Here is a 25,248-nt window from a genome sequence, read left to right on the forward strand (position 1 = left end):
GGAAAGTTGAAATCCGGTGCGGTAGTGTTTAGCCACTTTCCTTTTGAGCTTTTACCATCGCGCTACGGATTTCCGTAACATCTAAATCCATACATTTACTATGTTAGCAAAATGAAACTGGAACTAATTGTTGAAGCGAATTTATAAAGACCCCAAGTCTATATCCGTAAACAATTCCAAGGATTCCAAAGATTCCATTGAAATCCGAAAGATTCCAATAACCCATGCCTATGAGAACAAAAACAAGTATGACGTACAAGAATGAAATTCTTGAAAAGTACAACAGGGAAAAAGGTGGAGAGATGAGCTGTTATCTCCTGGAACCAACCCGTAAACAGATTAAAGAAGCCTGCTTATGGCTGTTAAACCGTAGAAAAGAGAAGTATGATGAAAGTATTTTAAATCGTTTTTTTCAATTTGAAGAAGGAGAAAACAAATCATATGCTATCGAACGTGTTAACGGTGATAAGTTTAAACCCATCATCAATTTTTTAACAGGAGAAACAAAATCAACCACTCCTGCTAATCTAGAATTGATTGCATGGCTTATCGATTTTAAGCCAAGACCCTTATCTATGTATTTAAAATCTAATACTGAGAATGAAGTAACATTAAGTGAGTCATTTCAGAAAAAAGAAAATGCCTACTATCTTAAAAATGAAAATCAAGTTGTAGATATTATTCCTGAGACCAAAGTGATTGAAAAAACAGATAAGAGTATTACGATTATCTCTCAGATCAATCCCACGCTTAGGATTACGACTATCGTATCCTTATGATGAGGAATCCCGTAAAAAGACCCGTTAAACTTATATTAAACCAAGTTTAGTATAAGTCGAACAAGTCAACAATAACCAGTGTAGTCATAGGGTGTCTGTCAAAATGTAATTGGAAAAACATGATTTTATAATCATTGACAAGGCCCAGACTAGCATTTTTTAACAGAGTTTATTCAAGGAATAGGATCAACTCAACCCTAAGTGTAAGACCTCATAGGTTTACTGAAATGATTCAGTATTCTTATGAGGTCTTTTTAATGATGAATACTGGTTATCCTTTGTGATATCAAAAATGTATGTCACCCTTCGACATGATAAATTAAACTATCAATTTTAAACACATTCCTATGAAACTTTTCAAAATAGAGTTTTACTAATAAAATTTCGCTGTATCTTTGTGTACACAACGAAATCACCTATGATAGCTGTAGAAAAAGCCCTTGAACTAATACAAAATAGCATCAAAAAAACAGATGCTGTCACTACAATACCTATATCAAAGGCATTGGGATATGTACTGGCAAAAGATGTTATGTCTCCTATCAATATGCCTCCTTTTCAGCAATCTGCAATGGATGGATATGCTTTGGGATCTACCGAAGAAAGAAAATTTGACCTGATCGGTGAAGTAAAAGCCGGAGATGATACCGATCCTAATCTCGAACAAGGTAAAGCGATTAGAATTTTTACAGGCGCCCCTGTACCATCAGGAGCAAAGGCTGTTATCATGCAAGAAAAAGTAGAAATACAAGATAACCAGGTACTAGTACAAGAGACTGTACTGCCTAATGCTAATATTCGTCCTCTTGGTGAACAAATAAAAAAAGAAGATATCGCACTTCCTGAAGGAACTACGATTACGGCTGCGGGCATAGGATATCTCGCATCTTTGGGAATCACTCATGTACATGTGTATCAAAAACCGTCTATAGCAATCATTGCTACAGGAAATGAATTAGTGCCACCGGGCCAAACTCTTAAATATGGACAAATCTATGAGAGCAATTCGATCATGCTGTCAACTGCGCTAACCAAAGTAGGATTCACTGATATATCTTATTTTAAGGTAGAAGATGAATATGACATCACCCTTTCCCTTTTAGAAAATACAATAGCTCATTATGATGCGGTTTTAGTTTCTGGAGGAATATCAGTTGGAGATTATGATTTTGTAGGTAAAGCATTAAGAGCACTCGATGTCGATGAAATTTTTTATAAAGTAAAGCAAAAGCCAGGAAAGCCTTTATATTTTGCCAAAAAACAAGGCACAACCATATTTGCGCTACCCGGTAACCCTGCTTCTTCGCTAAGTTGTTTTTATATCTATGTATTGCCTGCATTGTTCAAAATCTCTGGATATAAAGAGTATAACTTAAAACGAACCACCGCTATTTCTAATCTCAAATATGCAAAAAAAGGCCAACGAGCTGAGTTTTTAAAAGCATATTCTGAAGAGAACAAAGTAACTATCCTTGATGGACAGGCATCTTCTATGTTAAGATCTTTTGCCATGGCCAATGCCTTGGTTTATCTTCCCGAAGATGTAACTGAAGTTAATATTGGGGATACAGTGCAGGTGATTAATTTGCCATAAAGTGATAGAAACATCAACAAAAAATTTATAAAATGGACAAGGCTGTCTGAAAAGGTAAATCTAGGACAGAATTGTAAGCCTGAGCCAGCCAATAAAAATTATACATTGAATAATTGGCGTTCCAAAGCAGAGCTTTGAAAATCTTTTTCACCAGTATAGGATTTGTTTTGCGTTAGAAAATCTTGAAGCCTTGGAAAGATTTTAGCAAAACTAATCTGGTTTTCAGTACAACTGAAAAATACCTTAAAAAAGTGCCTTTTCTTTTGTTTCGTTTTCTTTGGGCGAGCAAAGAAAATGAAAAGAAGGTAGAATCGAAACTATTTAGCTTAAACACAAAACAAAGCTATCTTATTGAAAATCAACACTCCAAAAAGCAAATCAATGATAGCCTGTCCTAAGTTTACCAAAGGGCTCTGTTTGACATTGAAATTCACCTTTTCAGACAACCTCGTTCAGATTATGTATTAAAATCTTCTAAAAGAAAAACATCTCTAAAAAAATCGTTGTATCTTTGAAAACCTAACGGTAGTATTATGGATTACGTAATAAAAAGTAGAATTTGGATAGAATCTGAGCATGGTGTCTTTCTGGGTGAAGGAAGAGTAAAATTATTAAAAGCAATCGCTCAAACAGGCTCATTGAGTAAAGCAGCCAGTGCTTTAGAAATGTCATATAAAAAGGCCTGGAATTTATTAGACAGTATGAACAAATCTACCAAAGAACCCCTGGTGATTACTTCTACTGGCGGTAAAGGTGGTGGTGGCGCCAATCTTACCCCATATGGTGAGAAAATCATCGAGACATTTGATAATATCAATCAAAAATGCTGGGAATTTCTCGATAAAGAGCTAAAACAAATCTCGCTATAACCATTTTAACGTTTATATGAATGATCCAAGAAACATAACAGGAATTATTCTTGCCGGAGGAAAGAGTTCTAGAATGGGAAGAGAGAAAGGATTGATCTTACTCGACGGCAAACCTTTTATTCAACATGGTATTGATGCATTACAACCGTTGGTCGATACAATAATTATCGTTAGTAGTAATTCTGATTATGACGTTTTTGAGGTGGATAGAGTCGAAGATATCATTGTTGAATCTGGACCGTTAGCTGGTTTGCATTCTGGGTTAATGCACAGTAAAACAGAACATAATTTGGTCATAAGCTGTGATGTCCCTTTAATTACAACTGAGTTTTTAAAAAAACTACTGTACTATAAAAAAGAAGATTACGATATCGTTCAATTTGAAGCCGAAGGAAAAAGTATTCCACTAATCGCATTATATAAAAAACGATGTGCAGATCAGTGTCAGGAGTTACTTGCTAATGGAGAACGACGTTTACGTAAACTCGTTTCGACAGTAAAAACAAAAACCATTACAGTACTTGACAAAGAGCGTGTTTTGGTAACCAATATGAACACCGTTGAGGATTTAAAAACAATTACAAATGCAATTGACCATTAAATATTTTGGTATGCTGGCCGAGGCCACAACAATTAATGAAGAACACTTGCAAACTGAAGTTTGTTCGGTTTCTCAATTAATAAAAAAGCTAAAAAATCAATATCCAAAATTAGACAATGCTGATTTTAAAGTAGCTATTAACCAACAATTAGTTGACCAAAGTCATATTATTAATTCAGAAGTAGAAGTAGCTTTGTTGCCGCCATTTGCTGGTGGATAATTTAATTATTCAAAACATAGATAATGAATTCTTTTAATCCCAGATACCATAGACAAGTTATTCTTCCTGAAATCGGCACCGCTGGTCAGGAAAAACTAGATGCCTCTAAAGTATTGGTTATAGGAGCAGGTGGACTGGGTTGTCCTGTATTACAATATCTTACTGCGGCAGGAGTAGGAACAATTGGTATTGTTGATTTTGATACCGTAGATATCTCTAACTTACATCGCCAAATTCTATATGGCACCGATTCTTTGGGAACAAATAAGGCTGTAGCAGCAAAACAGCGTCTTACAGATCTTAATCCTACACTAACTATTAATACATATACAGAAAAACTAACTCCAAAAAATGCCATATCTCTTTTTTCTGAGTATGATATTATCGTTGATGGTACCGACAATTTCTCTACCCGATATCTAGTTAATGATGCCTGTATTATCACAGGCAAACCTCTGGTATATGGCGCTATTTTTAAATTTGAAGGACAAGTATCTGTATTTAATTATCAAAACGGTCCCTCTTATCGATGCTTATTTCCTGAACCTCCAAAAGCAGGAAGCGTTCCTTCTTGTGCAGAGATAGGTGTTCTGGGAGTATTACCAGGTATTATCGGGAGTATGCAAGCAAACGAGGTTCTTAAAATTATTTTAGATCTGGGTGATGTACTTAACGGAAAATTATTGATGTACAATTGCCTAACCACACAATTCTCATTTTTTACTATTAATCGAGTTCCTTCTGAAGTATCTAAAATCCTCGATTCTGCAAATCGTTTTGAAACTACAGACTACGACCTTTTTTGTGGTGTGAAGCAAATTTCAGAAATTACGGCCAAGGAAGCTTTTTTAGTAAAAAATGCCCAATTTATAGATGTTCGCGAAACTCATGAACAACCAAAAATTGAAAGTTTACATCCTATTTATATACCATTAGGTATTCTCAAACAAGAATTAGATACTATTCCCAAAGAAAAAGAAACGATAGTCTTTTGTCAATCTGGTATTCGAAGTAAAAAAGCTTTAGAGATTTTACTTCAGAACGGATTTGAAAACATATCTCATATAAAAGGAGGGGCTATTGCTTTACATGAAATTATACCAGATCTAATAGATCTAAAAAAATAACTATGGAAAAAAAGAAACCAAAAAATGTATTTGTGCAAGGTGCAATTTCGTCAGAATTTATAGGAACATCTATTGCAAAACATCAAACTAAAACCAGTATAGGAGCTCATAACATTTTTTTGGGACAGGTTCGCGCGGATCAAATAGATGGTAAGGTGGTAAGTGCTATTGACTATACTGCTTATGAAGAAATGGCAAATCAAAAGTTTCATGAAATACGAGAAGCTACTTTTGAAAAATTTGATCTTACCTGTATGCATATTTATCATAGTTTAGGAACGGTAAATGCCGGGGAGATTTGTCTTTTTGTGTTTGTGTCTTCCCCAAGAAGAAAAGTAGTATTTAAAGCCCTAGAATATGTGGTTGAAGCTATTAAAGCAGACGTTCCCGTTTTTGGAAAAGAGATTTTTGAAGATCAAACACATCAATGGAAACAGAATAGCTAGTCCTGTTTTTGAAATTTATTATTTAAAAAAATATGGTAGACATCACTCATAAAACATCTACGCTGAGAATTGCAACAGCTCAGGCAATTGTAAAGGTTAGTAAACCCGAAACTATAGAGGCTATAGAACAAGGTACCGTTCCTAAAGGGGACGTATTTGCAATGAGCAAAGCTGCAGGGTTACTTGGTGTAAAAAAAACTCCGGATTTACTACCTGATTGCCACCCATTACCTATAGAATATACCGGAATTGAGTATACCATTGAAGGGTTAGAAATCACAGTTTTGGTTACTATAAAAACAATTTATAAAACTGGTGTAGAGGTAGAAGCAATGCATGGAGCAAGTGTTGTTGCTCTAAATATGTATGATATGCTGAAACCTATCGATAAAGGTGTCGAGATTCATCATATTAAATTACTGAATAAAAAAGGAGGGAAATCTGATTATAAGGATAAATTTAGAAGAGATCTTAAGGCTGCTGTTATTGTTTGTTCTGATACTATTTCTGAAGGAAAGAAAGAAGATAAAGCTGGTAAAGCCATCATCGCAAAATTAGAAAAATGCGAAGTTGATATTTTAGATTATGTAATCATCCCCGATGAAACCGAAATCATACAGGAAAATGCAAAACAGTATCAACAACAAGGAGCGGATCTCATTATTTATACCGGGGGTACTGGCCTCTCTAAACGAGATGTTACCCCAGATGCATTAAAACCACTTTTAGATCGAACCATTCCTGGTATCGAAGAGGCCGTACGTAAATATGGACAAGATCGTATGCCCTACTCTATGTTATCAAGAAGTGTAGCAGGAACAATTAAAAATACCCTGGTATTAGCATTACCAGGATCTACTAATGGAGCAAAAGAATCTATGGATGCAATTTTTCCTGAAGTATTACATGTGTTTAGAATTTTAAAAGGAGCGAGACATGACTAAGTCAAATATACTTACCGATACCTTTGGCAGAAAACACAATTACCTGCGTATTTCACTCACAGAGCGATGTAATCTTCGATGTACCTACTGCATGCCAGCAGATGGCATTCAATTATCTCCCAAAGATCACCTTATGACCTATGAGGAAATTTATACCATCGCCAAAGAATTTGTAAGCATGGGAGTTACCAAAATTCGGTTGACAGGAGGAGAACCTTTGATACGCAAAGATGCTGCTCTTATTATGGAAAAACTCTCCTCACTTCCTGTTCAATTAACATTAACTACCAATGGTGTGATTGTGGATAAATTTATAGATCACTTCAAAAAATGTGATATCAAAACCCTTAATGTTAGTCTGGATTCTCTGGATACCAAAAAAAATAAAGAAATTACCCGTAGATCATACTTCGAAAAAGTATATCAGAATATCATTTTATTAGTCAAAGAAGGTTTTCAGGTAAAAGTGAATTGTGTTTTGATGAAAGATTTTAATGATGATGAGGTCATTGATTTTATTAATTTGAGCGAAAACTTACCTGTACATGTTCGGTTTATCGAGTTTATGCCCTTTGACGGGAATCAATGGAATATGGAGAGACTGGTTTCTCTACAAGAGATTCTCTCTAAAGTACATTCTAATTTTAAAGAGAATGAGGTTATAAAACTCCAAGACGCCCCTAATGACACTACAAAAAGTTATCAAATAAAAGGGTATCAAGGTACTTTTGCTATTATAAGCTCTGTGACCAATCCATTTTGTGATGGTTGCAATAGAATACGTCTAACTGCAAACGGGCAGATAAAAAACTGTTTATTCTCTTCAAAAGAATCAGATCTTTTGACCACACTAAGAGCAGGAGAATCAATAATTCCTATCATTCAAAAAGCAGTACAAACCAAATTTAAAGTACGTAACGGGATGGATACACTCGATAAATTTAGCCAACCAGACATGCATTCTAATAATCGTAGTATGATTGCTATTGGAGGTTAACTCATTCTTAACAAAGATAATAGACTGATGTTATGACGGATATCATAGTTATTCTATGCTATCTGATCTATTTTTAGAACTATAAATCTTTTTATTCATGAAAAATATCCTTCTTCCCACCGACTTTTCAGACAACGCCAGAAATGCAATACATTATGCTCTAGAGTTTTTTAAAAATGAACTCTGCACTTTTCACCTCTTTAATGTACAAAAGGCATCTCATTATACTACAGATGATCTTATGGCTGCTCCCGCTAATACAACAATCCACCAATCAGTGATTAGCGATGTTAAAAAAAAACTCAAGCAAATGGTTGAAGAGCTAACCGACCAATATCCAAACGAAAACTATACATTTAATACCATTACCGATTATGATGTCTTTACAGATGCTATTCGACAAACAGTTAAATCTAAGAACATAGATATAATCATTATGGGAACAAATGGTGCTACAGGAGCATCAGAAGTTGTGTTTGGCAGTAATACACTTAATGTCATTCGTAAAATAGATTGCCCTATAATTGCAATCCCAAAAGGATGTAAGTATAAAGACCCAAAAACTATTTTATATGCTATAGATTACTGGGATCATTTTAACACAGAAGGTATTGAACCTTTGATGGATACTATAATAAAACATAAATCTTCTTTACGGGTTCTTAAAATTAAAGAAGATGATACTGTTACTGTAGCCGATTTTGATGACAAAAAACATATGAAGGAGTTTTTTAAAGAAATAAATCATACATTTCATTCTATTATTAATGTACCCACTGCTTTAGCTATTAATAGTTTTGTACAAATCATGGACATTGATATGACGGCCATGTTTATCAAAAGAGAAACATTTTTAGATCGGTTTTTTAAGGGGTCAGAAACTTCTAAAATAAGTTATGGAACAAGAGTACCTCTTTTAATTATGCATAGTTAATATGCTTATAAAACTCAAATAATACATGTTATTATATATTGCTACAACGCTTTATATCCTACTAGGAGTTTTTATTGTCATACGATTGCTTTTAAACGGAATGCGTCCTACAAAAACATTGGCCTGGCTTCTTACTATTTTTACTATTCCTGTTGGCGGAATCTTTTTGTACTTAATGCTTGGTAGAAATCGCAGAAAAAATAAATTATTCCGATTAAAACATACCCCAAAAGTAACCTCGTATATTACAAAAGCATTAGATCAATATTCTCCAATAACAGAAGAAGAATACACAGAACATCATAAAATCATTTCTTTGATTACCAAAAACTCCTACTTCGCTCCCTGCACAGGAAATGAGGTGAAATTACTTAAAAATGGCGAAGCTACTTTTCAGGCTATATTTGATGCTTTGGAGAGTGCAGAGTATTTTATCCATTTAGAATATTACATTTTTGAAGAAGGTAAATTAACATCTGATCTTTTTGAGCTTTTTCATAAAAAAGTAAAAAACGGAGTAAAAGTACGGGTGTTGTACGACGGCATTGGTAGTATGTCTTTGAGTAAAAAGTATATCAAAAAACTGCAATCTATTGGAGTCGAAATCCATAAATTCTTACCTATCAAGTTTGGTAAATTTTTATCATCGATAAACTATAGAAACCATCGTAAGATTATAGTAATAGACGGTAAAATTGCATTTACAGGGGGCATCAACGTATCTGATAAATACGTAAAAGGCGATGCTAATCTAGGGGCTTGGCACGATATGCATTTACAACTTAATGGACCCGTTGTTCATAGTCTTCAGGCCATTTTTGCAATGGATTGGTATATGATAAGTGCTAATGATGAAGTCCTGGAGACTTCATATTTTCATACGTATAAAAAAATAGAAGGTTCTACAGTTCAAATCGTACATAGTGGTCCGGATTCTGATTTTTCGGCAACTCAACAGATGTATTTCTCTATAATTAATGAAGCCAAAGACTATATCTATATTACAAACCCCTATATTATCCCAGGAGAATCTATTCTGGATGCACTAAAAGTGGCATCAATGAGCGGAATTGATGTAAGAGTATTACTTTCAGAAAAATCGGATAACGTTATAGTCAAATGGTGTATTCGTTCTTATTTTGAAGACCTACTACAGGCAGGAGTAAAAATATATCTATTCTCAGAAGGGTTTTTACATAGTAAAACCATTGTAGCAGACAACACCATATCATCTGTAGGAACAACTAATCTGGATGTTAGAAGTTTTGAACAAAACTATGAAGTAAATGCAGTAATCTACGATGATAATTTTGCTGTAGAATTAAGGGATGATTTTTTAAGAGATATTAAAAATAGCAAGCAATTGGATTTTAGCACTTTTATACAACGTCCCTGGAGTGAAAAATTAAAAGAAGGTTTTTCCAAAATCTTTAGTCCGGTTTTGTAAATTTATTGAGGAAAATGAAAGCATTTAAAAACATAGGGGTAGTACTCTCTGGCGGAGGGTTTAAAGGTGTTGCACACATAGGAGTTATACATGCCTTGGAAGAAGCTGGAATGACTGTCGATTTTGTTTCGGGTACAAGTGCAGGGGCTATTGTAGGATCACTATATGCTGGTGGTTATGCTCCAGAGGAAATGAAAAATTTCTTTACCAAAACACCTTTATTTAAATTAAATCGATTCTCTCGAAAAAAAGCCGGTTTTTTAGATTCTGAAAAATTCTATAATGACCTACTTACCTATTTTCCCAAAAACTCCTTTGAATCTCTACATAAAAAATTATTTGTTACCGCCACTAATCTTATTGAGGGAACAACAAAAGTATTTAACACAGGAGAATTGATAAAACCTTTATTAGCATCTGCCGCATTTCCAGGTGTTTTTACTCCGGTTACAATTGATAATGAATTATATGCCGATGGTGGGATTTTGGATAACTTTCCGGTATCACCGCTCAAAAAACATTGTGACCTGATTATTGGTGTAGATGTGTCCCCGATTAGGAAACCAAAGATTTCTGATTTTAAACACTCATACAATGTTATGCAACGAGCCTATTATCTTAGAGCTATGCCAAATGCTGAAATTAAATTTAATCTCTGTGATATAATAGTTCAACCAAAGAAATTGGTTAATCATGGTATTTTTAGCAGTAATAGTTTGGATAAAATATATGATCTTGGATATCAGGAAGCAAAACTACAATTAGGATTATTTCTAAAAAATCAAGAAGAATGATTAAAGAAATAAAAAATAAATATGGTCATCTTTTTGAAGACGAATTGCTTGAAGAAATTAATCAGGTAGGTACTTTTAAAGAAATCCCCGAAGGTTTTGAGCTTATCAAACCCGGAAGCTATATTAAATATATGCCTTTGATCATTAGTGGTGCCATAAAAGTGCTTAGAGAAGATCATGATGGCGACGAATTATTATTGTATTTTTTAGAACAAGGAGATACTTGTGCTATGACATTATCTTGCTGTCTGGGACATCATAAAAGTGAAATTAAAGCCATTGCCGAGACAGATACCAAATTAGTAATGATTCCTATCGAAAGAATGGAAGAATGGACCACAAAATACAAATCCTGGAGAAACTTTGTTTTTAGTAGCTATCATAAACGATTAATAGAAACCATTGAAACCATAGACAGTATTGCTTTTCTAAATATGGATGATCGATTATTAAAACATCTTAAGGATAAAACCAAAATCAGTCATACCAAAATTATCAATACTACACATCAACAAATTGCATATGATCTTCATACCTCTAGAGTAGTGATTTCCAGGTTACTTAAAAAACTTGAAAAAAAAGGTGTTGTTAAGCTTAATAGGAACAATATCGAAGTATTAGAAATGTAAAATTTTGATATACTTAATAGAGAATTAAGCCGTAAATAAGCTTTGTAACAATTGTTACTGTATTGCAATAATAATTGCCTTATTTTTGAATAATAAATAATAAATGCATAGCTTCTCTTCCTAAAATCAAGAAAAGTTTAAAAATAGAATACATGACGATAGAACAAATATACACAGGGTGCCTCGCTCAGGGAGCTTATTATATAGAAAGTAATGGTGAAGTAGCAATTATAGATCCTCTAAGAGAAATAAAACCATATATAGAAAAAGCAGATGAAGATAATGCAAAAATCAAGTATATTTTTGAAACTCATTTTCATGCAGATTTTGTAAGTGGTCATGTAACGCTGGCTAAAGAAACTGGTGCTGATATTATATTTGGACCTAGTGCCAATCCCTCTTTTGAAGCAACAATTGCCAAAGATAAGCAAGAGTTTCGGCTAGGAGAAATTACGATAATTGCTTTACATACTCCTGGACATACTATGGAGAGCACCACCTATCTTCTAAAAGATGCAACAGGTAAAGATCATGCTATTTTTAGTGGAGATACTTTATTTCTTGGTGATGTTGGTCGCCCGGATCTTGCTCAAAAAGCTGCACATATGACTCAGGAAGAGTTGGCAGCAACGCTTTATGACAGCTTACGTACCAAAATTATGCCTCTGGCAGATGATGTTATTGTATATCCTGCACATGGTGCTGGTTCTGCATGTGGTAAAAACATGATGAAAGAGACAGTAGATACTTTAGGGAACCAAAAGAAAATGAATTATGCTCTTAGAGCAGATATGACTAAAGAAGAGTTCGTAAAAGAAGTCACAGATGGATTACTACCTCCTCCTTCATATTTTCCACTTAATGTGAAAATGAATAAAGAAGGTTATACCGATATAGATGAAGTAATTCAAAAAGGATCAAGGCCGTTTTCTCCTAAAGATTTTGAAGCTTTCGCTAATGAAACTGGCGCTATAGTTCTAGATGTAAGACATCAGAATGAATATGTAAAAGGACATATTCCCCGATCCATATTTATTGGTATTGATGGTGGATTTGCGCCATGGGTTGGAGCATTAATAGCAGATGTACAACAACCTATTTTATTAGTAACCCCAGAAGGAAGAGTAGAAGAAACAATTACTCGGTTATCAAGAGTAGGGTTTGATAATACCCTGGGATATCTCGAAGGTGGTTTCGAAGCCTGGAAAAAAGCAAGTAAAGACTATGATACCTTAACTTCAATCTCTGCATTAGAATTTAAAAATGCTATAGCTGATGATGATATTCCTGTTTTTGATGTACGTAAAGAAAGTGAGTTTATAGCAGAACATATTGATGATGCTCATAATACACCATTGGATTTTATTAATGATTATTTAGCTGAATTCCCTACCGATAAAACCTTCTATGTACATTGTGCAGGAGGATATCGTTCTGTGATTGCAGCATCTATACTAAAAAGTCGAGGGATTCATAACCTTATTGATATAGCCGGAGGTTTCAAAGACATTAAAGAAGTAGGTATTAAAACTACAGATTATGTGTGCCCATCTACCATAAAGTAAAATATAAAAACTCTGTAACCTAAGTTACAGACAACTCATTTTCAATTTAATTACTTTGTCTAAAAAATTAATATAAATGGATTGGATTTATAATCCCTGGCCGTGGTATGTATCGGGACCACTAATTGCATTAGTATTATTTTTATTACTAATGGTTGGAAAAAGATTTGGTATGTCATCTAATTTAAGAACGATATGTACTATCTGCGGAGCAGGGAAAACAACTGATTTTTTTAGATTCGACTGGAAAGCTCAGCGATGGAACCTAGTTGTAGTACTTGGTGTAATTATAGGAGGATTCATTGCCAATACTTTTTTATCGGTAGATAATTCTGTATCCATTAATCCAAAAGTAGCCTCAGAGCTTCAATCCAAAGGTTTTAATAGTGCCGGAATGGAATATATGCCTGATATGTTATTTTCTAATGAAGCCTTAACAGATCCCAAAGTGCTCTTTTTACTCATAATCGGAGGACTATTTGTAGGTTTTGGAGCCAGATATGCTGGCGGGTGTACTTCTGGGCATGCTATCTCTGGGTTAAGTAATCTGCAAATCCCTTCTCTTATTGCCGTAATTGGATTTTTTATTGGCGGACTAACCATGGTACACTTTATTTTTCCTTTAATTTTTTAAACATATGCGTTCAATTATATATTTAGGTATTGGTATTTTTTTCGGAATCGTCTTATTCAAATCAGAAGCGGCATCGTGGTTTAGAATCTATGAAATGTTTCAGTTTGGATCCTTTCATATGTATGGAATCATTGGATCTGCAGTAGGACTAGGCATTATCATTACTCAAACTATAAAAAGATTTAAAATAAAGTCGTTTTATGGTGACCCCATAACTTTTGCTCCTAAAAATAGAAGTTTCAAAAGGTATATCTTTGGAGGCATTCTATTTGGATTAGGATGGGCTCTTGCCGGGGCATGCCCTGGACCTATGTTTGTTCTTTTGGGAGCTGGTTATTTGCCAATTTTAATTGTGCTTATCTCTTCTATATTGGGCACTTTACTATACGGAATAGTTAAAAACAAATTACCTCACTAACTCTGGGGTCAATTCGTTTTTACCAGGCTTATTTTGTTGCCAGCAATTGATATTATAAAAGGTTGTTTCTGCAATAGTTGTGAGAGCTTCTTTGGTTGCAAAAGCCTGATGCGGAGTAAGAATTACATTGGGTAAATCAATAAGTTGTTGTAGTGTTTTATCTTCATGCTTATTTTCAGAATGATCGTAAAAAAAGATTCCACTTTCATATTCATAAACATCTGCTCCATATCCAGCAATTCTTTTTGAGATTAAAGCTTGCAATAGATCTTGTGTATGCACTAATGCTCCCCGTGCAACATTAATAAGTATCGCTTCCTTTTTCATATGCTGAATTCGATCGATATCTATAAGATAGTGGGTTTGTGTATTGAGCGGGATACATAAAAAGATAATATCAGATTGTCTGCATAAATTTTCAAGATCCATATACAACACCTGATACTCTTCTTCCAATTTTTTATCTTCATAAATATCATGGGCTATGATCTCACAATTAAACCCGTGCATTATTCTGGTAATTGTTTTTCCTATTCTACCGGTTCCAATAATACCAATAGTTTTTTTATTGATATCAAAACCTACAAGATTACTCAACGAAAAATTATATGTATTAACCTGATGATTAGAGGGTATGAGTTTGCGGCTAAGAGCTAACAATAATGCAATAGCATGTTCTGCTATGGTTTGCGGAGAATATCCTGCTGCATTAGCTACTTTGATTCCTAATTTTTTAGCTGTATTAATATTTACATTGTCATATCCTGTAGAACGAAGTGCTATATATTTGACTCCAAAATCTTTCAATCTTTCCAAAACCATAGAAGATCCATTATCTGCAGAAAAAATAGATATCGCATCAAAACCTAACGCCAACTCAACAGTTTTTGGAGTAAGCCGTTCTGGTACATATTTAATTTGATGTTTGTCATTATTTGCTTTTTCCAGAAAGGGAATTTCAAAGTCCTTGGCACTATATATCAATATCTTCATTAGTAAGTTCTTCAATAATTAATAATTGTTGCCCCTTTAGCGCCCAAACCAATACTTTAACATAATCACTTACAGCTTTTTTAATATTTTCGGGTTCTGTGATATCTATAGATCCTTTCCATATTAATTCTCTCTCTTTATCAGGGCAAATACAATACAGTGAGGATTCTGCATGAAAAATTTGATATTCCTCATAATAATCTTCATCATAATATATATCCTGATTTTCATAGTAGTCATCTCTAAAACTGTCAAATGTTTTATCTAGGTTTCTATATGCTTTTACCACTGTTACCTTATCTTCGACTCCTAATACTTTGGAAAGTAAGATTGCATCAAAACCATTTTCTATAAGCTGAGACTCAAGAGACATCATTTCTTTTTCGGTTTTTGGAGAAGTTGTAAAAGAACTCTCGAAATAGTCTAAACTTTTTACAGCATTAACTCCGCTTTTTTTTAGTTCTTTTGCCAATTTCTTTTCGAATACTTTTCGTGCACTTTCATCCGGAGTGATTCCAATAACCAAAACTTTTTGAGCTTCAAACGTATCAATATCAGGGTTTTTCCAGTTTTCGACTAATTCACTAGACGTGCAACCGTACAACAACCCACTAATTAATAAAAGACATATATATAACTTGTTCATATTTTCTAGGTTTACGTTATTAAAATTTATTTAAGGTCTGCGGTTTTATAATTTTATCCAATCGTTCTACTACTATATTGGTATATTCTGATGTTTTTTCGATAACAGATTCTCCAGATATTACATCAATATCTTCTAAAGCTATATTACTACTCCCTACTGTGGAAAGAATAATGAGTTTATCTAATTGATCCGGGTGATTTTTAATAAACTTTTTCACATTTCTGGGTGGACTCCCATATTCCCAAGAGTTAATAATAACCAAAGCATCCCACTTATCAATATTTACAGTAAACATGGTATACACATCTATTACCTTAAAATAAACCGAATCATTTTGATAATGCTTAAGGATATTCTGGACCAAGGAATCCTTAAACCTGCTTCCTTGTGAAGCTATCAAAACCTTAGTTTCCAGGTTAGAATCATTAACTTCAAAAGGGATTACAGTATCCATAGAATAGGTATACTCATACCACACCCAAAACCCGGAAAAGAGTATCAAAACAGAAAATACTATGATTTTTAGTATACGTTTCATCTGCTTATAATTGATTGTTTTTTTATGTTCATTATACCTGATTAACGCAACAGACGTTTTTGTTTGCTTTCTTTTATTATAGCCTTTATCAAATCAAAAACTTTTCTTTTTATTTCTTTATACCTGTTGAGATATGTACTTACCTCAATTGTTAACGCCCAATGATCCTCTTTGTATTGTTTTTCTTTGATAGGTTGATCAACTCCATCTAACAATATGGTAAGTTCATTATGGTGATTAATTATTTTTTTTAACAATGGGTCAATACCCTTTCTGCTAAGTGATAATTCTTGCAGTATGTTTTTACTCTTTTCAAAAGTTTTTTTTGAAATTAGTTGTAGTGTATGATTTTCGATAAGTTCATCTAAAAAGTGTTGTTCATCTTTGATAAACTTAAGTTCTGATACCCAGTTTAAAGAAATCTCATGTAACTCTTCTGGACTGTGCCATTCTACATATTTCACCCTTGGTTGTTTTGCTTTCATGATTTCATGGTTATTATTTTAGGCTTTTATCGTCCTTGATTAAGGAACGTGGTGATCCAGATTAATACATTAGAAGAGACAGAGAATAATATCCCTAAATCTATTCTCTGTCTTTCTGTTAGAGGTTAATCTATTTCAATTACTTTTTTGGGTTGTTCTTTTGCTTCTTCTCTTTTTATGAGATTAAGTGTTAGTACCCCATTTTCGTATGTAGCTTTAACCTTTTCATTTTGGTTTACACTGGTAGGTAATTGTAATTTTCTGTCGAATTCATTGTAACTAAATTCTTTACGTGTATACCCCTTATCCTCTTCTACTTCTTCTTTACTTTTTTGAGCACAAATGTGTAATACATCATCTTCCATAGTTACTTCAATATCTTTTTTTGAAAAACCAGGAACCGCGAGTTCAATTTCAAAATCATCCTTGTTTTCTTTGACGTTCATTGCGGGAGGTTTTCTGTCTTTCACGAAAAAATCGTCTGCAAAAAAATCATCAGTATCTAACCATGCAGAAACACGGTCATTGATCCAAGGAAATCTGTTTTTGTTAAATTTAATTAATGACATAACGTTAAGGTTTATTAGAGTTATTATTACCCTAAAGTTAAGTTCACAACAGGTTTATCAAAATGATAATTATCAGTTTATTAGGTTTTTAACCTAGCTTTAACTTTACTTCTTATTCTTTTTTAAAACCCCACCTGCGTAAAGAAAAACTTCGGACTTTAATCTGCTGAAATTTTTATAGAAATCATCAAACGTGCACCTTACCAAAATATGATTTTTATAATAAAAATTGTCGCAAGAAATAGTATCACATTCTAACATGCCCCCCAATTCACTTTCGTGTGTTCTTATACCTTGATTTATATTTTGTATTTCTTTTTCTAGTACTTCAATTTGCTCTTTAAACTCTTGCAAACGTTCAAAAAGGTTTGGAGTAGTAGGTTCAAAAACATAAGAATTTAGTAATTGATTGATAAAAAGTATTTCACCTTCTATAAATCGAAGACTTGATTTCCATTTTAGAATATCAAAATGGATCTCTTTTAGTTCTTTATCTGACGTATTATCTGTTGCTGCCATCATTTTTTCCAGGTTTTTAAAGCTTACCAAAAAGGTACTTAACCTCTATAAAATAAAAAGTGATAATTATCAGGTTTTGTGGGTTTTAACAAGGAAGTAGTTTACAAGATGTAATAATATCTTTAATATCTAATCTTTTTCGTATCCTTTCTGGGTATTCTTTTACTTTTCCTATTCGTAAAAGCATTTGTATTTCTTTGTCTATCTTTAATGATGTCTTTAATAAATCATAATATTCTTTTTCTTCTAATACTTGACTCATAGGGTGAACCGCAATTTGGTTATGTATACATTCTAACCAAACTCGTTCTAATAATCTTCCTGTTTTTATCAATTCGGCGTTACTATAAGAATCAGATGTGATCAAAATATATCCTGAACAAGAATTTAGTTGTTCTCTTGCACTCTTAATAGAGCTTTTTATAAATGTTTTTCCTGTGACTGATTTTTTCATAAAAAAAAGATTGAATAAAAAACGTTTAATTCCTTTTATTTCTAATGCTTCAGGTGTTATTCCATCTTTTCTCTGTTTTTCTTCTTTATAAGAAAAAGTCATCCATTTTGCCAATTCTCTAAGCTTACTAGTATCTTTCATTTGAAAACTATACGCATTTAAAGAATAATCAATGATTTTTTTGGTTTCTTTATTTTCTATTGGAAAGTACAAGATAGCATCTGATGGGCTGATCAATTTTGTTATTGTTGTATCGTCTATTTTTTTTTCTAAATATGGTTTCCTAATTGTTAAACGTTTCTTTATCAGTTCAATATTTCGATTTGTTTTTACCAAATTATGATCTTGTTGAAGATTAAGGATTATTTCAACATCATTAATCGTTACAGTTGAACTATATCCTAAATCTTGTGCAGATAACACACAATTTTCTATAAATGCTCCTATTGAAATCCATGTTTCTCTATTATTTGGATCAACAAATGGTAATACTCTATCATAATTAGGGTACACTTTAATCTCATTATTTTTTGGTATCTCAACAGTCCACATTTGGGCATTATGACTACTTGGAGCATAAGAACCGTATGTTATTATTTCTTTCATATCAGTAGTTTAAGAAGAACTAAGTTTCTTATTCCTTGCACTAGTTTTATTTATCATAAAAAATCAAACCAAAATCTCTATAACCTCATATAGCTTAGGGATATGAACTTTCCAGTGGTATGTATCTTGTATTTTTACTCGTAATGTGTCTGCAGCAGTAGCTTCGCCATGAACCAGAAAAACTTTTTCGGGTATATTTTTAATCTCACTCATCCAGTTTAATAATTCTTTCTGATCTGCATGAGCCGATAGGCTCTCTATATTATGAATCTTTGCTTTTACCGGGTAATATTTACCAAATAGTTTAACCTCATGAGCTCCTTCTTGCAATTGCCTGCCACGGGTTCCTTCTGCCTGGAAACCTACTAGTACTATAGAAGTATTATCAATATCTATATGTTGTTGTAAATATGTAAGTACTCTACCTCCTGTTACCATTCCGCTGCCTGCAATAACAATTTTTGGATGAGGATTATCGATAACCTCCCAGGTCTCTTTGTAAGACATCACAATATTAATATGGTTGCAGATCGCATGATATTCATTCATTGGTAATTTATGCCAGCCGGGAAAGCTTTCAAAAACAGAAAGCACATTATTCCCCATGGGGCTATCTACATAAACAGGAAGGTTTGGTATGCGGTTTTTTTGATATAGTTTCCAAAGTATATACATCAAAGCTTGTAATCTTTCTACTGCAAATGAAGGAATTATCAAAATCCCTCTGTTATACAATGTATCATTAATCAAAGTGATGAGTTTTTCTTCAACAACTTCACGAGGGTGCAACTTATTACCATAAGTACTTTCTATAAAAAGAAAATCTGCCCAATCTGGTTTTTCTGGAGCATAAAGTAATACATCATCTGTTCTTCCCAAGTCTCCAGAAAACACCAATATCTTTCCATAAAGATTTAACTCGATAAAAGTAGACCCAATAATATGTCCATTATATCTGAATCTAAATTGTATATCCTTAGATAACGAGATCCAGGTATCTTTCTCCTCTCTTTTAAAACATTTAATTGTTTTCTCTACATCATTCTTGGTATAAAAAGGTAACGCAGGGTGATGTTTAGAATATCCTTCTTTGTTAGCTTTTTCGGCTTCTTCTTCGTGTATCTTTGCACTATCTCTTAAAATGATTTCTGTAATTGCCAATGTAGGTGCTGTAGCTACAATATCTCCTGCAAACCCTTGCTTAATTAATCTTGGCAAATAACCTGTATGATCCAAATGCCCATGAGTAAGCAGTATAATATCAATCGAAGAAGCATCGATAGGTAAATCTTGCCAGTTTAATTCTCGCAATTCTTTTATTCCTTGAAACATACCGCAGTCAATCAATATGTTTTTTTGAGGAGTTTCTATATAAAATTTAGACCCAGTAACAACCCCGGCAGCTCCCAAAAAGTGAATTTTAATTGATGGCATAAGATTCTATTTTATGCTGTACATAGCATTTTGATTTCATTCATAATATTTTGTTTTCGTTTTTCAGAAATACCTAAATGATCCAGAAAAAAAATCTGTTCTATCAATTGTTTTGCTAAAACAATATTTCGGCTTAATAAAAATTGCTTTTCACGATTTGTTAAAAGTGTAGACACTGTTATCGGATATAGCCCTAAACGATCAATCCTGTCTTTAAGGCTATTCTCTTTAGGGTAATCCCAACTTAATAAATACAATCCTGCACACTTGCCATATTGAATTGCGTCTTTTGTAAAACGTGTGTTGGTCACTACCCAACCTTCATTAGGAATCATCTTCCCGCTATGTTCATGATGAGCTTCAATATCTCTAAATCGGGAATGGATATATAAAGGGACTTTTACATTACAGTTACGCCCCTCTTCGCTATGAAACTTACATTCTATAACAAGGTAATCACTATTTTTTCTGGCCACTACATCAACCTCATGAGAGACACACATACCTTTAATGATCTGCCCCACTTCTACCTGATATCCAGAATATTGTAATATAGATGCGACAAAACGTTCAAAAGGAAAACCCGTTGGCCCCAACTCATAAATCGCTTTTTTTAGCTTATATTTTGAAGCAAAAACAGATTTCTTCTTTTTAAGTAATGCGAAAGCACGATTATAAATTTCTCTGGTAGAAATACCCTGATATAATTCGTCTCTAACAATTCCCAGAATATGTTCTATTGCTCTATCATCTGCACCACTTCGTTTTAAGGAATTACGAAGTTTCTGGAGTGAAAATTTAACTTTTTCTCCAGAAGATTTTATAACATCAAAATTCTGGTTTTGCATTAAAATTATTTAAATATGAAATACAACTAAACACCTTAATGAATACGCTGCTGATCTTTTTTGAAATATGATCTTACCAAAGCTTTGGTTTGATTATCGGTCATACTATCTGCTTTGATAACATCCTTTACCTTTTTACTTATTTCTTTATAGTTTATCTCTAATTCTTTACTGAATTTTTCTCCTGTTTCTGCAGGTCCGTAAATTACGATCTTATCTGCATCTTTTATATGAGAAGCTACGTTCTTAAAATAAGCCTTAAACTGGTGTTTTTCGCGCTCCAGATATTTACTATCCTGAACCACATCCTGTGGTCCGCCTTTAAATCGTGTACCAGAACCACCATGTATGCGAAAATTCTCTATTCCTGATACTATAGTTGTCATATCCTCATTATCCTCTTTTACCAAAATGACATGAGCCTTTTCTTTATCTATCCAGATTCCTATATGTTTCATATTTTTAAATCTATTTTATGTTCTACGATTACAAAAGAGTACCCAGTAAGTAGTTATAAAGATTATTAAAACGACAAACCGGATACCCATACTTACCTAATTTGTTAAATCATGCAGTGCTAATACAGGGACTTTAGAATGATGCCCCAAACTTTTTACCATTGGTTTTGAAAATATACTTCCAAAAAAACTATGTTTTCTATTAATAAAAGTAATCATATCACTTCCTCTACTTTCAACAAAACTGCTAAGTCCTCCTTTTACATCTATATTATGCAGTGTATGAAAACTGTATTGTAAACCATCAAGGTATTCTATGAGTAGTTTTTTATTGTTCTCTTGTTCTTCTTCTAAGGTATCATCGTTAGTTATATGAAGAATTTTAATTTCCGCATTAGTGATCCTTGCTATTTCAATAAGATATTGCAATTCTCTACGTTTGACATGAGTTTTATAATCGGTTGGAAACACAATTTCTTTTGGTTCCTTATAATTAGCATCCTCTGGGATAGCCATAACAGGGCAATTTCTTACTTTTTCCATCACCAAAACTGTATTACTACCATAAATCAAATCCCCAGCATTAGTAGTCCCTTTGGTTCCCATAACGATCATCTCTATATCCTTTTTCTCTACAGTATCTTTGATAGCACTCAATACAGTATTGAATTCAGATATTATAAAAAATTTATGATTAGGGTTATCATCTCTAAAACTTAACCTTTCCTCGATTTTACTTAAGCCTTTTTCTGATTTCTCTTTAGCCTCTTCATAAAGTCGTTCTCCTGGTTCGGGAATCATCATACTTTCTAATGCATAACCTGTTGCATTAAACACATTAAGTACGTAAAAATCACATGTTTCGTTTTTATATAATTCTATAGCATATAGTATAGCATTCCACGCGTTTTTTGAAAAATCCGTGGGTAATAAAATCTTTTTTTTCATCACTTAGGTCTTTTAGGATTAGTCTTATCAATTTATGGATATAGCCTTACAAAAACTATGATAATTATCAGCTTTACTCAGGAATAACCAAGAAAGGAATAGGCGTATGAAATCCTATTTTTTTAATAACAGGTTCGTGTGTAATGCTTTCTATAAGACTATGTTTGTATTGTGACATACATAACATATCAATATTCATATCATCAATAAATTCATTTATAAGTTTGGCTTTTTGAGTAAATCGAGGAATCCAATGAATACAATAATTATAGTCTTTGAAATTTTCTTTAAGACTCTTAAGATTATGTTCTTGTATTTCGTCTAATTTCTCTTCTTCATGGATATGCATTACTCTAATATTTGAAGAAAATACGGTAACAATCTCCAGAAGAGGTTTTAAAGATTCTATACTATAAAGACATTTAAAATCTGTTGCAAAAGCAATCTCTGTAGGTTTTTTAAAATCAAATTCATCTGGTACCGCCAGTATCGCACAATCCTTAATATTTTTGATGGCTTTAACGGTATTACTTCCTATAAGAACTTCTTTAACACCACTAGCTCCCTTAGTCCCCATAACTACAAGATCAATGTTTTTACTCTTTATTGTTTTGTTAATGGTATCGGTGAGTTTTTTGGAAACCGAAATAGTTTCAAACGTATGCTTAAAATCTTCTGTATCTCTAACTATAGAATGAAGTGTTTCGGTAAGTTTTTCCTGCGACTCATTACTTAATTCCTGATATAACAAATCTCCTTTGGTAGTATTAATTCTGCTGGTTAAAACAGAAGTATCTACATCAAAAGTATTCAAAATATAGAATTTACACTCCTGATCTTGAAATAAACGGGTGACATAAAAAAGGGCACCATAGGCGTTATTAGAAAAATCCGTGGGAACAAGTATTCTTTTCATCGCTTTTCAGTTTTACTAATTATATTATAAAACTAGCTTTATAATACTAGGAATACTATGACAAATCTCATGTCTATATAAACTCTCAAATAGCAGTATCAGCAGGGATCACTAAAAAAGGGATTACAGTATTAAATGTCATTTTTTTGATAATTGGTTCTTTTATTATTCTTTCTACAAAACTGTGTTCGTAATTAATCATTACCAGAATATCAATTTCTAGTTCTTCAATGAATTCCTGGATAGCATGCTCTACTGTTGAAAAATCTGGCATAACATGAAAATCATATTTTACACGTTTAAAATAGTGTTCTAATGAGCTAGAATTATAATGTTGTAAAGGACCTAAGTTAGGTTTATCATATATATGAATCATCCTAACAGTCGCATTCTGATTTTTGGCAAATTCTAGTATTGGAGTTACCTCAGCCTTATGATACATTCGTTCAAAATCTGTTGCAAAAGCTATTGCCGAAATTTCTTTAAAATAGGAATCATCAGGAATGATGAGAATTGGACAATGTGATACATTCTTAACTACTTTTTGTGTAGTACTTCCTAAAAAAAGATTTTTACTCCCGGTTGCTCCTTTGGTACCAATAATGATCATATCAAAAGAATTATTTTCTGAAAGTGTGTTTATGTTTTGTACCAAAGATCCTTTTTTACTTATGGTTTTAAAGGTATGATTCAATCCTGGTTTAGAGTTATTGATATCCTCCATTGTCATTAGTAATCCTCGCTCAGATTCTACCTTAACCGCTTCATAAAGATGTCCAACACGTTGAGAACTTACAATACTTATAAGTTGTACTGGTTCAAGATCATAAGTGTTTAACAAATAAAACTCACAGGGAACATTTCTATATAATTCTATAGCATACAATATAGTATTCCATGCATTGTCAGAAAAATCTGTAGGGATTAGAATTTGTTTCATTTGTCTATATTTATTAGACCTATGAGGTCTATAATTAATTATTACTCTATCCTTTCTTTAGAAGGAATTACCAAAAAAGGGATATTAGTATGATAGGCTACTTGGTTAATTACCGGTTTGAATAATAGATTTTCAAAGAAAGAGTGTTTATTGTGAATCATGATCAATAAATCGATTTTGTACTTTTTCTGGAAATCTTCTACAGCTTCTAGCACATCCATTCCTTCGGCGATGTGAAAAATATGAGCATTATCTTTAAAATACTTGTCTAATCCCTCCTTAATCTTTTGCTGTTCGGTTCCTAAAGTAACTCCATAATAAGCATTTAAGATATTGAGTCTGCAAATATTTTTATCACAAATTTCTTTTACCAAAGGCAAATATTTATTATCCATACTCAGATTATAATCTGTTGGAAATAAAACATCTTTAGGTTTTTCAAATTCAAAACCAGAAGGAACTGCAATAACCGGGCAATTCACTTTTTTTATTGTATACATAGTATGTGTACCAATAAAGACTTCTTTGGCACCTGTAGCTCCTTTAGTACCCATTACTATAAGATCAATATTATACTTTTCAACAACCTCCTTAATCTCACCTATAAGAGTATTAAAAGTTGATAATCTAACAAAATTGTGTTTTGGATTCTCAAACTCTTCTTTTATTTTTTCTTCTGTTTGCTCTATATCACGTTTAGAATTTATCATTGCAATATCTTCCATGCCATACGGTGCAGGGTTCTCTATAAGATATCCAGTGTGATACGATACAGGTGTAAATGTATTGAGTAAATAAAAAGTAGTTTCTTCATCTCTAAATAGATTCAATGCATATTTGATCGCATTAAATGCGTTATCAGAGAAATCGGTGGGTAATAAAATTCGTTTCAT

At 32.9% G+C, this 25,248-nt stretch carries 30 protein-coding genes; 16 read left to right on the forward strand and 14 right to left on the reverse strand.

Features of this window, described 5'->3' with window-relative positions; all coding sequences use genetic code 11:
* Positions 1-230 precede the first annotated feature (230 nt).
* The 16 genes from Z054_RS0100330 (at position 231) to Z054_RS0100410 (ending at position 13,998) form a co-directional block, all read left to right on the forward strand.
* Positions 231-779, forward strand: coding sequence for a hypothetical protein (locus Z054_RS0100330; RefSeq protein WP_152538420.1), 549 nt, complete (start codon positions 231-233; stop codon positions 777-779).
* A gap of 397 nt (positions 780-1,176) precedes the next feature.
* Entirely contained in the window at positions 1,177-2,373 is a 1,197-nt protein-coding gene (locus Z054_RS0100335) for a molybdopterin molybdotransferase MoeA (protein ID WP_241461377.1), read from the forward strand.
* Positions 2,374-2,906: 533 nt separating this feature from the next.
* Positions 2,907-3,242 carry a winged helix-turn-helix domain-containing protein gene (locus Z054_RS0100345; protein WP_024768112.1) on the forward strand — a complete coding sequence of 112 codons (336 nt, stop codon included), beginning with the start codon at positions 2,907-2,909 and terminating at the stop codon, positions 3,240-3,242.
* Between the two features lie 16 nt (positions 3,243-3,258).
* On the forward strand, positions 3,259-3,843 hold the full coding sequence (mobA, locus tag Z054_RS27645) for a molybdenum cofactor guanylyltransferase (RefSeq protein ID WP_024768113.1): 585 nt from the start codon (positions 3,259-3,261) through the stop codon (positions 3,841-3,843).
* The gene (locus Z054_RS0100355; protein WP_024768114.1) at positions 3,827-4,063 is read left to right on the forward strand and encodes a MoaD/ThiS family protein; all 237 of its coding nucleotides are present in this window, start codon (positions 3,827-3,829) and stop codon (positions 4,061-4,063) included. The genes mobA and Z054_RS0100355 overlap by 17 nt, the downstream gene beginning before the upstream one ends.
* A gap of 23 nt (positions 4,064-4,086) precedes the next feature.
* Positions 4,087-5,190, forward strand: coding sequence for a HesA/MoeB/ThiF family protein (gene moeB / locus Z054_RS0100360; protein WP_035090067.1), 1,104 nt, complete (start codon positions 4,087-4,089; stop codon positions 5,188-5,190).
* Positions 5,191-5,192: 2 nt separating this feature from the next.
* Positions 5,193-5,636, forward strand: a complete 444-nt coding sequence (locus Z054_RS0100365) for a molybdenum cofactor biosynthesis protein MoaE (protein WP_024768116.1) — start codon at positions 5,193-5,195, stop codon at positions 5,634-5,636.
* Between the two features lie 32 nt (positions 5,637-5,668).
* On the forward strand, positions 5,669-6,580 hold the full coding sequence (moaCB, locus tag Z054_RS0100370; RefSeq protein ID WP_024768117.1) for a bifunctional molybdenum cofactor biosynthesis protein MoaC/MoaB: 912 nt from the start codon (positions 5,669-5,671) through the stop codon (positions 6,578-6,580).
* Entirely contained in the window at positions 6,573-7,577 is a 1,005-nt protein-coding gene (gene moaA, locus Z054_RS0100375) for a GTP 3',8-cyclase MoaA (protein WP_024768118.1), read from the forward strand. The genes moaCB and moaA overlap by 8 nt, the downstream gene beginning before the upstream one ends.
* Before the next feature lie 97 nt (positions 7,578-7,674).
* Positions 7,675-8,511, forward strand: a complete 837-nt coding sequence (locus Z054_RS0100380; RefSeq protein WP_024768119.1) for a universal stress protein — start codon at positions 7,675-7,677, stop codon at positions 8,509-8,511.
* Positions 8,512-8,536: 25 nt separating this feature from the next.
* On the forward strand, positions 8,537-9,958 hold the full coding sequence (gene cls, locus Z054_RS0100385) for a cardiolipin synthase (RefSeq protein WP_024768120.1): 1,422 nt from the start codon (positions 8,537-8,539) through the stop codon (positions 9,956-9,958).
* 14 nt (positions 9,959-9,972) lie between these two features.
* Positions 9,973-10,752, forward strand: a complete 780-nt coding sequence (locus tag Z054_RS0100390) for a patatin-like phospholipase family protein (RefSeq protein ID WP_024768121.1) — start codon at positions 9,973-9,975, stop codon at positions 10,750-10,752.
* Positions 10,749-11,381, forward strand: a complete 633-nt coding sequence (locus Z054_RS0100395; protein WP_024768122.1) for a Crp/Fnr family transcriptional regulator — start codon at positions 10,749-10,751, stop codon at positions 11,379-11,381. The genes Z054_RS0100390 and Z054_RS0100395 overlap by 4 nt, the downstream gene beginning before the upstream one ends.
* 152 nt (positions 11,382-11,533) lie before the next feature.
* Entirely contained in the window at positions 11,534-12,946 is a 1,413-nt protein-coding gene (locus tag Z054_RS0100400; RefSeq protein ID WP_024768123.1) for an MBL fold metallo-hydrolase, read from the forward strand.
* 76 nt (positions 12,947-13,022) lie between these two features.
* On the forward strand, positions 13,023-13,580 hold the full coding sequence (locus Z054_RS0100405; protein ID WP_024768124.1) for a YeeE/YedE family protein: 558 nt from the start codon (positions 13,023-13,025) through the stop codon (positions 13,578-13,580).
* A gap of 4 nt (positions 13,581-13,584) precedes the next feature.
* A complete protein-coding gene (locus Z054_RS0100410) occupies positions 13,585-13,998 on the forward strand; it encodes a DUF6691 family protein (RefSeq protein ID WP_024768125.1) in 414 nt (137 codons plus the stop codon).
* Here Z054_RS0100410 and Z054_RS0100415 read toward each other — a convergent pair.
* The 14 genes from Z054_RS0100415 to Z054_RS0100480 form a co-directional block, all read right to left on the reverse strand.
* On the reverse strand, positions 13,987-14,991 hold the full coding sequence (locus Z054_RS0100415) for an NAD(P)-dependent oxidoreductase (protein ID WP_024768126.1): 1,005 nt from the start codon (positions 14,989-14,991) through the stop codon (positions 13,987-13,989). The genes Z054_RS0100410 and Z054_RS0100415 overlap by 12 nt on opposite strands.
* Entirely contained in the window at positions 14,972-15,637 is a 666-nt protein-coding gene (locus tag Z054_RS0100420; RefSeq protein ID WP_024768127.1) for a hypothetical protein, read from the reverse strand. The genes Z054_RS0100415 and Z054_RS0100420 overlap by 20 nt, the downstream gene beginning before the upstream one ends.
* 19 nt (positions 15,638-15,656) lie before the next feature.
* Complete coding sequence (locus tag Z054_RS0100425; RefSeq protein ID WP_152538421.1) at positions 15,657-16,178, reverse strand: hypothetical protein; 522 nt, start codon at positions 16,176-16,178, stop codon at positions 15,657-15,659.
* Positions 16,179-16,219: 41 nt separating this feature from the next.
* Positions 16,220-16,663: a hypothetical protein gene (locus Z054_RS0100430; RefSeq protein WP_024768129.1), complete on the reverse strand. Its 444-nt coding sequence runs from the start codon at positions 16,661-16,663 to the stop codon at positions 16,220-16,222.
* 125 nt (positions 16,664-16,788) lie between these two features.
* Positions 16,789-17,232 carry an Hsp20/alpha crystallin family protein gene (locus Z054_RS0100435; RefSeq protein WP_024768130.1) on the reverse strand — a complete coding sequence of 148 codons (444 nt, stop codon included), beginning with the start codon at positions 17,230-17,232 and terminating at the stop codon, positions 16,789-16,791.
* 105 nt (positions 17,233-17,337) lie between these two features.
* Positions 17,338-17,754, reverse strand: coding sequence for a hypothetical protein (locus Z054_RS0100440; protein ID WP_024768131.1), 417 nt, complete (start codon positions 17,752-17,754; stop codon positions 17,338-17,340).
* Positions 17,755-17,836: 82 nt separating this feature from the next.
* The gene (locus tag Z054_RS0100445; RefSeq protein WP_024768132.1) at positions 17,837-18,811 is read right to left on the reverse strand and encodes an Acg family FMN-binding oxidoreductase; all 975 of its coding nucleotides are present in this window, start codon (positions 18,809-18,811) and stop codon (positions 17,837-17,839) included.
* 63 nt (positions 18,812-18,874) lie between these two features.
* The gene (locus tag Z054_RS0100450; protein ID WP_024768133.1) at positions 18,875-20,245 is read right to left on the reverse strand and encodes an MBL fold metallo-hydrolase RNA specificity domain-containing protein; all 1,371 of its coding nucleotides are present in this window, start codon (positions 20,243-20,245) and stop codon (positions 18,875-18,877) included.
* 11 nt (positions 20,246-20,256) lie between these two features.
* Complete coding sequence (locus Z054_RS0100455; protein WP_024768134.1) at positions 20,257-21,093, reverse strand: restriction endonuclease; 837 nt, start codon at positions 21,091-21,093, stop codon at positions 20,257-20,259.
* 35 nt (positions 21,094-21,128) lie between these two features.
* A complete protein-coding gene (locus tag Z054_RS0100460) occupies positions 21,129-21,551 on the reverse strand; it encodes a hypothetical protein (protein ID WP_024768135.1) in 423 nt (140 codons plus the stop codon).
* A 96-nt stretch (positions 21,552-21,647) separates the two neighbouring features.
* On the reverse strand, positions 21,648-22,499 hold the full coding sequence (locus Z054_RS0100465) for a universal stress protein (RefSeq protein WP_024768136.1): 852 nt from the start codon (positions 22,497-22,499) through the stop codon (positions 21,648-21,650).
* 73 nt (positions 22,500-22,572) lie between these two features.
* Entirely contained in the window at positions 22,573-23,415 is an 843-nt protein-coding gene (locus Z054_RS0100470) for a universal stress protein (RefSeq protein ID WP_024768137.1), read from the reverse strand.
* 85 nt (positions 23,416-23,500) lie between these two features.
* Positions 23,501-24,355, reverse strand: a complete 855-nt coding sequence (locus Z054_RS0100475; RefSeq protein ID WP_024768138.1) for a universal stress protein — start codon at positions 24,353-24,355, stop codon at positions 23,501-23,503.
* A 41-nt stretch (positions 24,356-24,396) separates the two neighbouring features.
* Positions 24,397-25,248, reverse strand: a complete 852-nt coding sequence (locus Z054_RS0100480) for a universal stress protein (RefSeq protein ID WP_024768139.1) — start codon at positions 25,246-25,248, stop codon at positions 24,397-24,399.

Origin of the sequence: Aquimarina macrocephali JAMB N27 (genome assembly GCF_000520995.1) — a bacterium.
Classification (GTDB): domain Bacteria; phylum Bacteroidota; class Bacteroidia; order Flavobacteriales; family Flavobacteriaceae; genus Aquimarina; species Aquimarina macrocephali.

Bases quoted from the DNA above. Each gene is read 5' to 3' on its own strand.
- Z054_RS0100330 (WP_152538420.1), top strand. From the start codon at position 231: ATGAGAACAAAAACAAGTATGACGTACAAGAATGAAATTCTTGAAAAG.
- Z054_RS0100345 (WP_024768112.1), top strand. From the start codon at position 2,907: ATGGATTACGTAATAAAAAGTAGAATTTGGATAGAATCTGAGCATGGT.
- mobA (WP_024768113.1), top strand. From the start codon at position 3,259: ATGAATGATCCAAGAAACATAACAGGAATTATTCTTGCCGGAGGAAAG.
- Z054_RS0100355 (WP_024768114.1), top strand. From the start codon at position 3,827: ATGCAATTGACCATTAAATATTTTGGTATGCTGGCCGAGGCCACAACA.
- moeB (WP_035090067.1), top strand. From the start codon at position 4,087: ATGAATTCTTTTAATCCCAGATACCATAGACAAGTTATTCTTCCTGAA.
- Z054_RS0100365 (WP_024768116.1), top strand. From the start codon at position 5,193: ATGGAAAAAAAGAAACCAAAAAATGTATTTGTGCAAGGTGCAATTTCG.
- moaCB (WP_024768117.1), top strand. From the start codon at position 5,669: ATGGTAGACATCACTCATAAAACATCTACGCTGAGAATTGCAACAGCT.
- moaA (WP_024768118.1), top strand. From the start codon at position 6,573: ATGACTAAGTCAAATATACTTACCGATACCTTTGGCAGAAAACACAAT.
- Z054_RS0100380 (WP_024768119.1), top strand. From the start codon at position 7,675: ATGAAAAATATCCTTCTTCCCACCGACTTTTCAGACAACGCCAGAAAT.
- cls (WP_024768120.1), top strand. From the start codon at position 8,537: ATGTTATTATATATTGCTACAACGCTTTATATCCTACTAGGAGTTTTT.
- Z054_RS0100390 (WP_024768121.1), top strand. From the start codon at position 9,973: ATGAAAGCATTTAAAAACATAGGGGTAGTACTCTCTGGCGGAGGGTTT.
- Z054_RS0100395 (WP_024768122.1), top strand. From the start codon at position 10,749: ATGATTAAAGAAATAAAAAATAAATATGGTCATCTTTTTGAAGACGAA.
- Z054_RS0100400 (WP_024768123.1), top strand. From the start codon at position 11,534: ATGACGATAGAACAAATATACACAGGGTGCCTCGCTCAGGGAGCTTAT.
- Z054_RS0100405 (WP_024768124.1), top strand. From the start codon at position 13,023: ATGGATTGGATTTATAATCCCTGGCCGTGGTATGTATCGGGACCACTA.
- Z054_RS0100410 (WP_024768125.1), top strand. From the start codon at position 13,585: ATGCGTTCAATTATATATTTAGGTATTGGTATTTTTTTCGGAATCGTC.
- Z054_RS0100415 (WP_024768126.1), bottom strand. From the start codon at position 14,991: ATGAAGATATTGATATATAGTGCCAAGGACTTTGAAATTCCCTTTCTG.
- Z054_RS0100420 (WP_024768127.1), bottom strand. From the start codon at position 15,637: ATGAACAAGTTATATATATGTCTTTTATTAATTAGTGGGTTGTTGTAC.
- Z054_RS0100425 (WP_152538421.1), bottom strand. From the start codon at position 16,178: ATGAAACGTATACTAAAAATCATAGTATTTTCTGTTTTGATACTCTTT.
- Z054_RS0100430 (WP_024768129.1), bottom strand. From the start codon at position 16,663: ATGAAAGCAAAACAACCAAGGGTGAAATATGTAGAATGGCACAGTCCA.
- Z054_RS0100435 (WP_024768130.1), bottom strand. From the start codon at position 17,232: ATGTCATTAATTAAATTTAACAAAAACAGATTTCCTTGGATCAATGAC.
- Z054_RS0100440 (WP_024768131.1), bottom strand. From the start codon at position 17,754: ATGATGGCAGCAACAGATAATACGTCAGATAAAGAACTAAAAGAGATC.
- Z054_RS0100445 (WP_024768132.1), bottom strand. From the start codon at position 18,811: ATGAAAGAAATAATAACATACGGTTCTTATGCTCCAAGTAGTCATAAT.
- Z054_RS0100450 (WP_024768133.1), bottom strand. From the start codon at position 20,245: ATGCCATCAATTAAAATTCACTTTTTGGGAGCTGCCGGGGTTGTTACT.
- Z054_RS0100455 (WP_024768134.1), bottom strand. From the start codon at position 21,093: ATGCAAAACCAGAATTTTGATGTTATAAAATCTTCTGGAGAAAAAGTT.
- Z054_RS0100460 (WP_024768135.1), bottom strand. From the start codon at position 21,551: ATGAAACATATAGGAATCTGGATAGATAAAGAAAAGGCTCATGTCATT.
- Z054_RS0100465 (WP_024768136.1), bottom strand. From the start codon at position 22,499: ATGAAAAAAAAGATTTTATTACCCACGGATTTTTCAAAAAACGCGTGG.
- Z054_RS0100470 (WP_024768137.1), bottom strand. From the start codon at position 23,415: ATGAAAAGAATACTTGTTCCCACGGATTTTTCTAATAACGCCTATGGT.
- Z054_RS0100475 (WP_024768138.1), bottom strand. From the start codon at position 24,355: ATGAAACAAATTCTAATCCCTACAGATTTTTCTGACAATGCATGGAAT.
- Z054_RS0100480 (WP_024768139.1), bottom strand. From the start codon at position 25,248: ATGAAACGAATTTTATTACCCACCGATTTCTCTGATAACGCATTTAAT.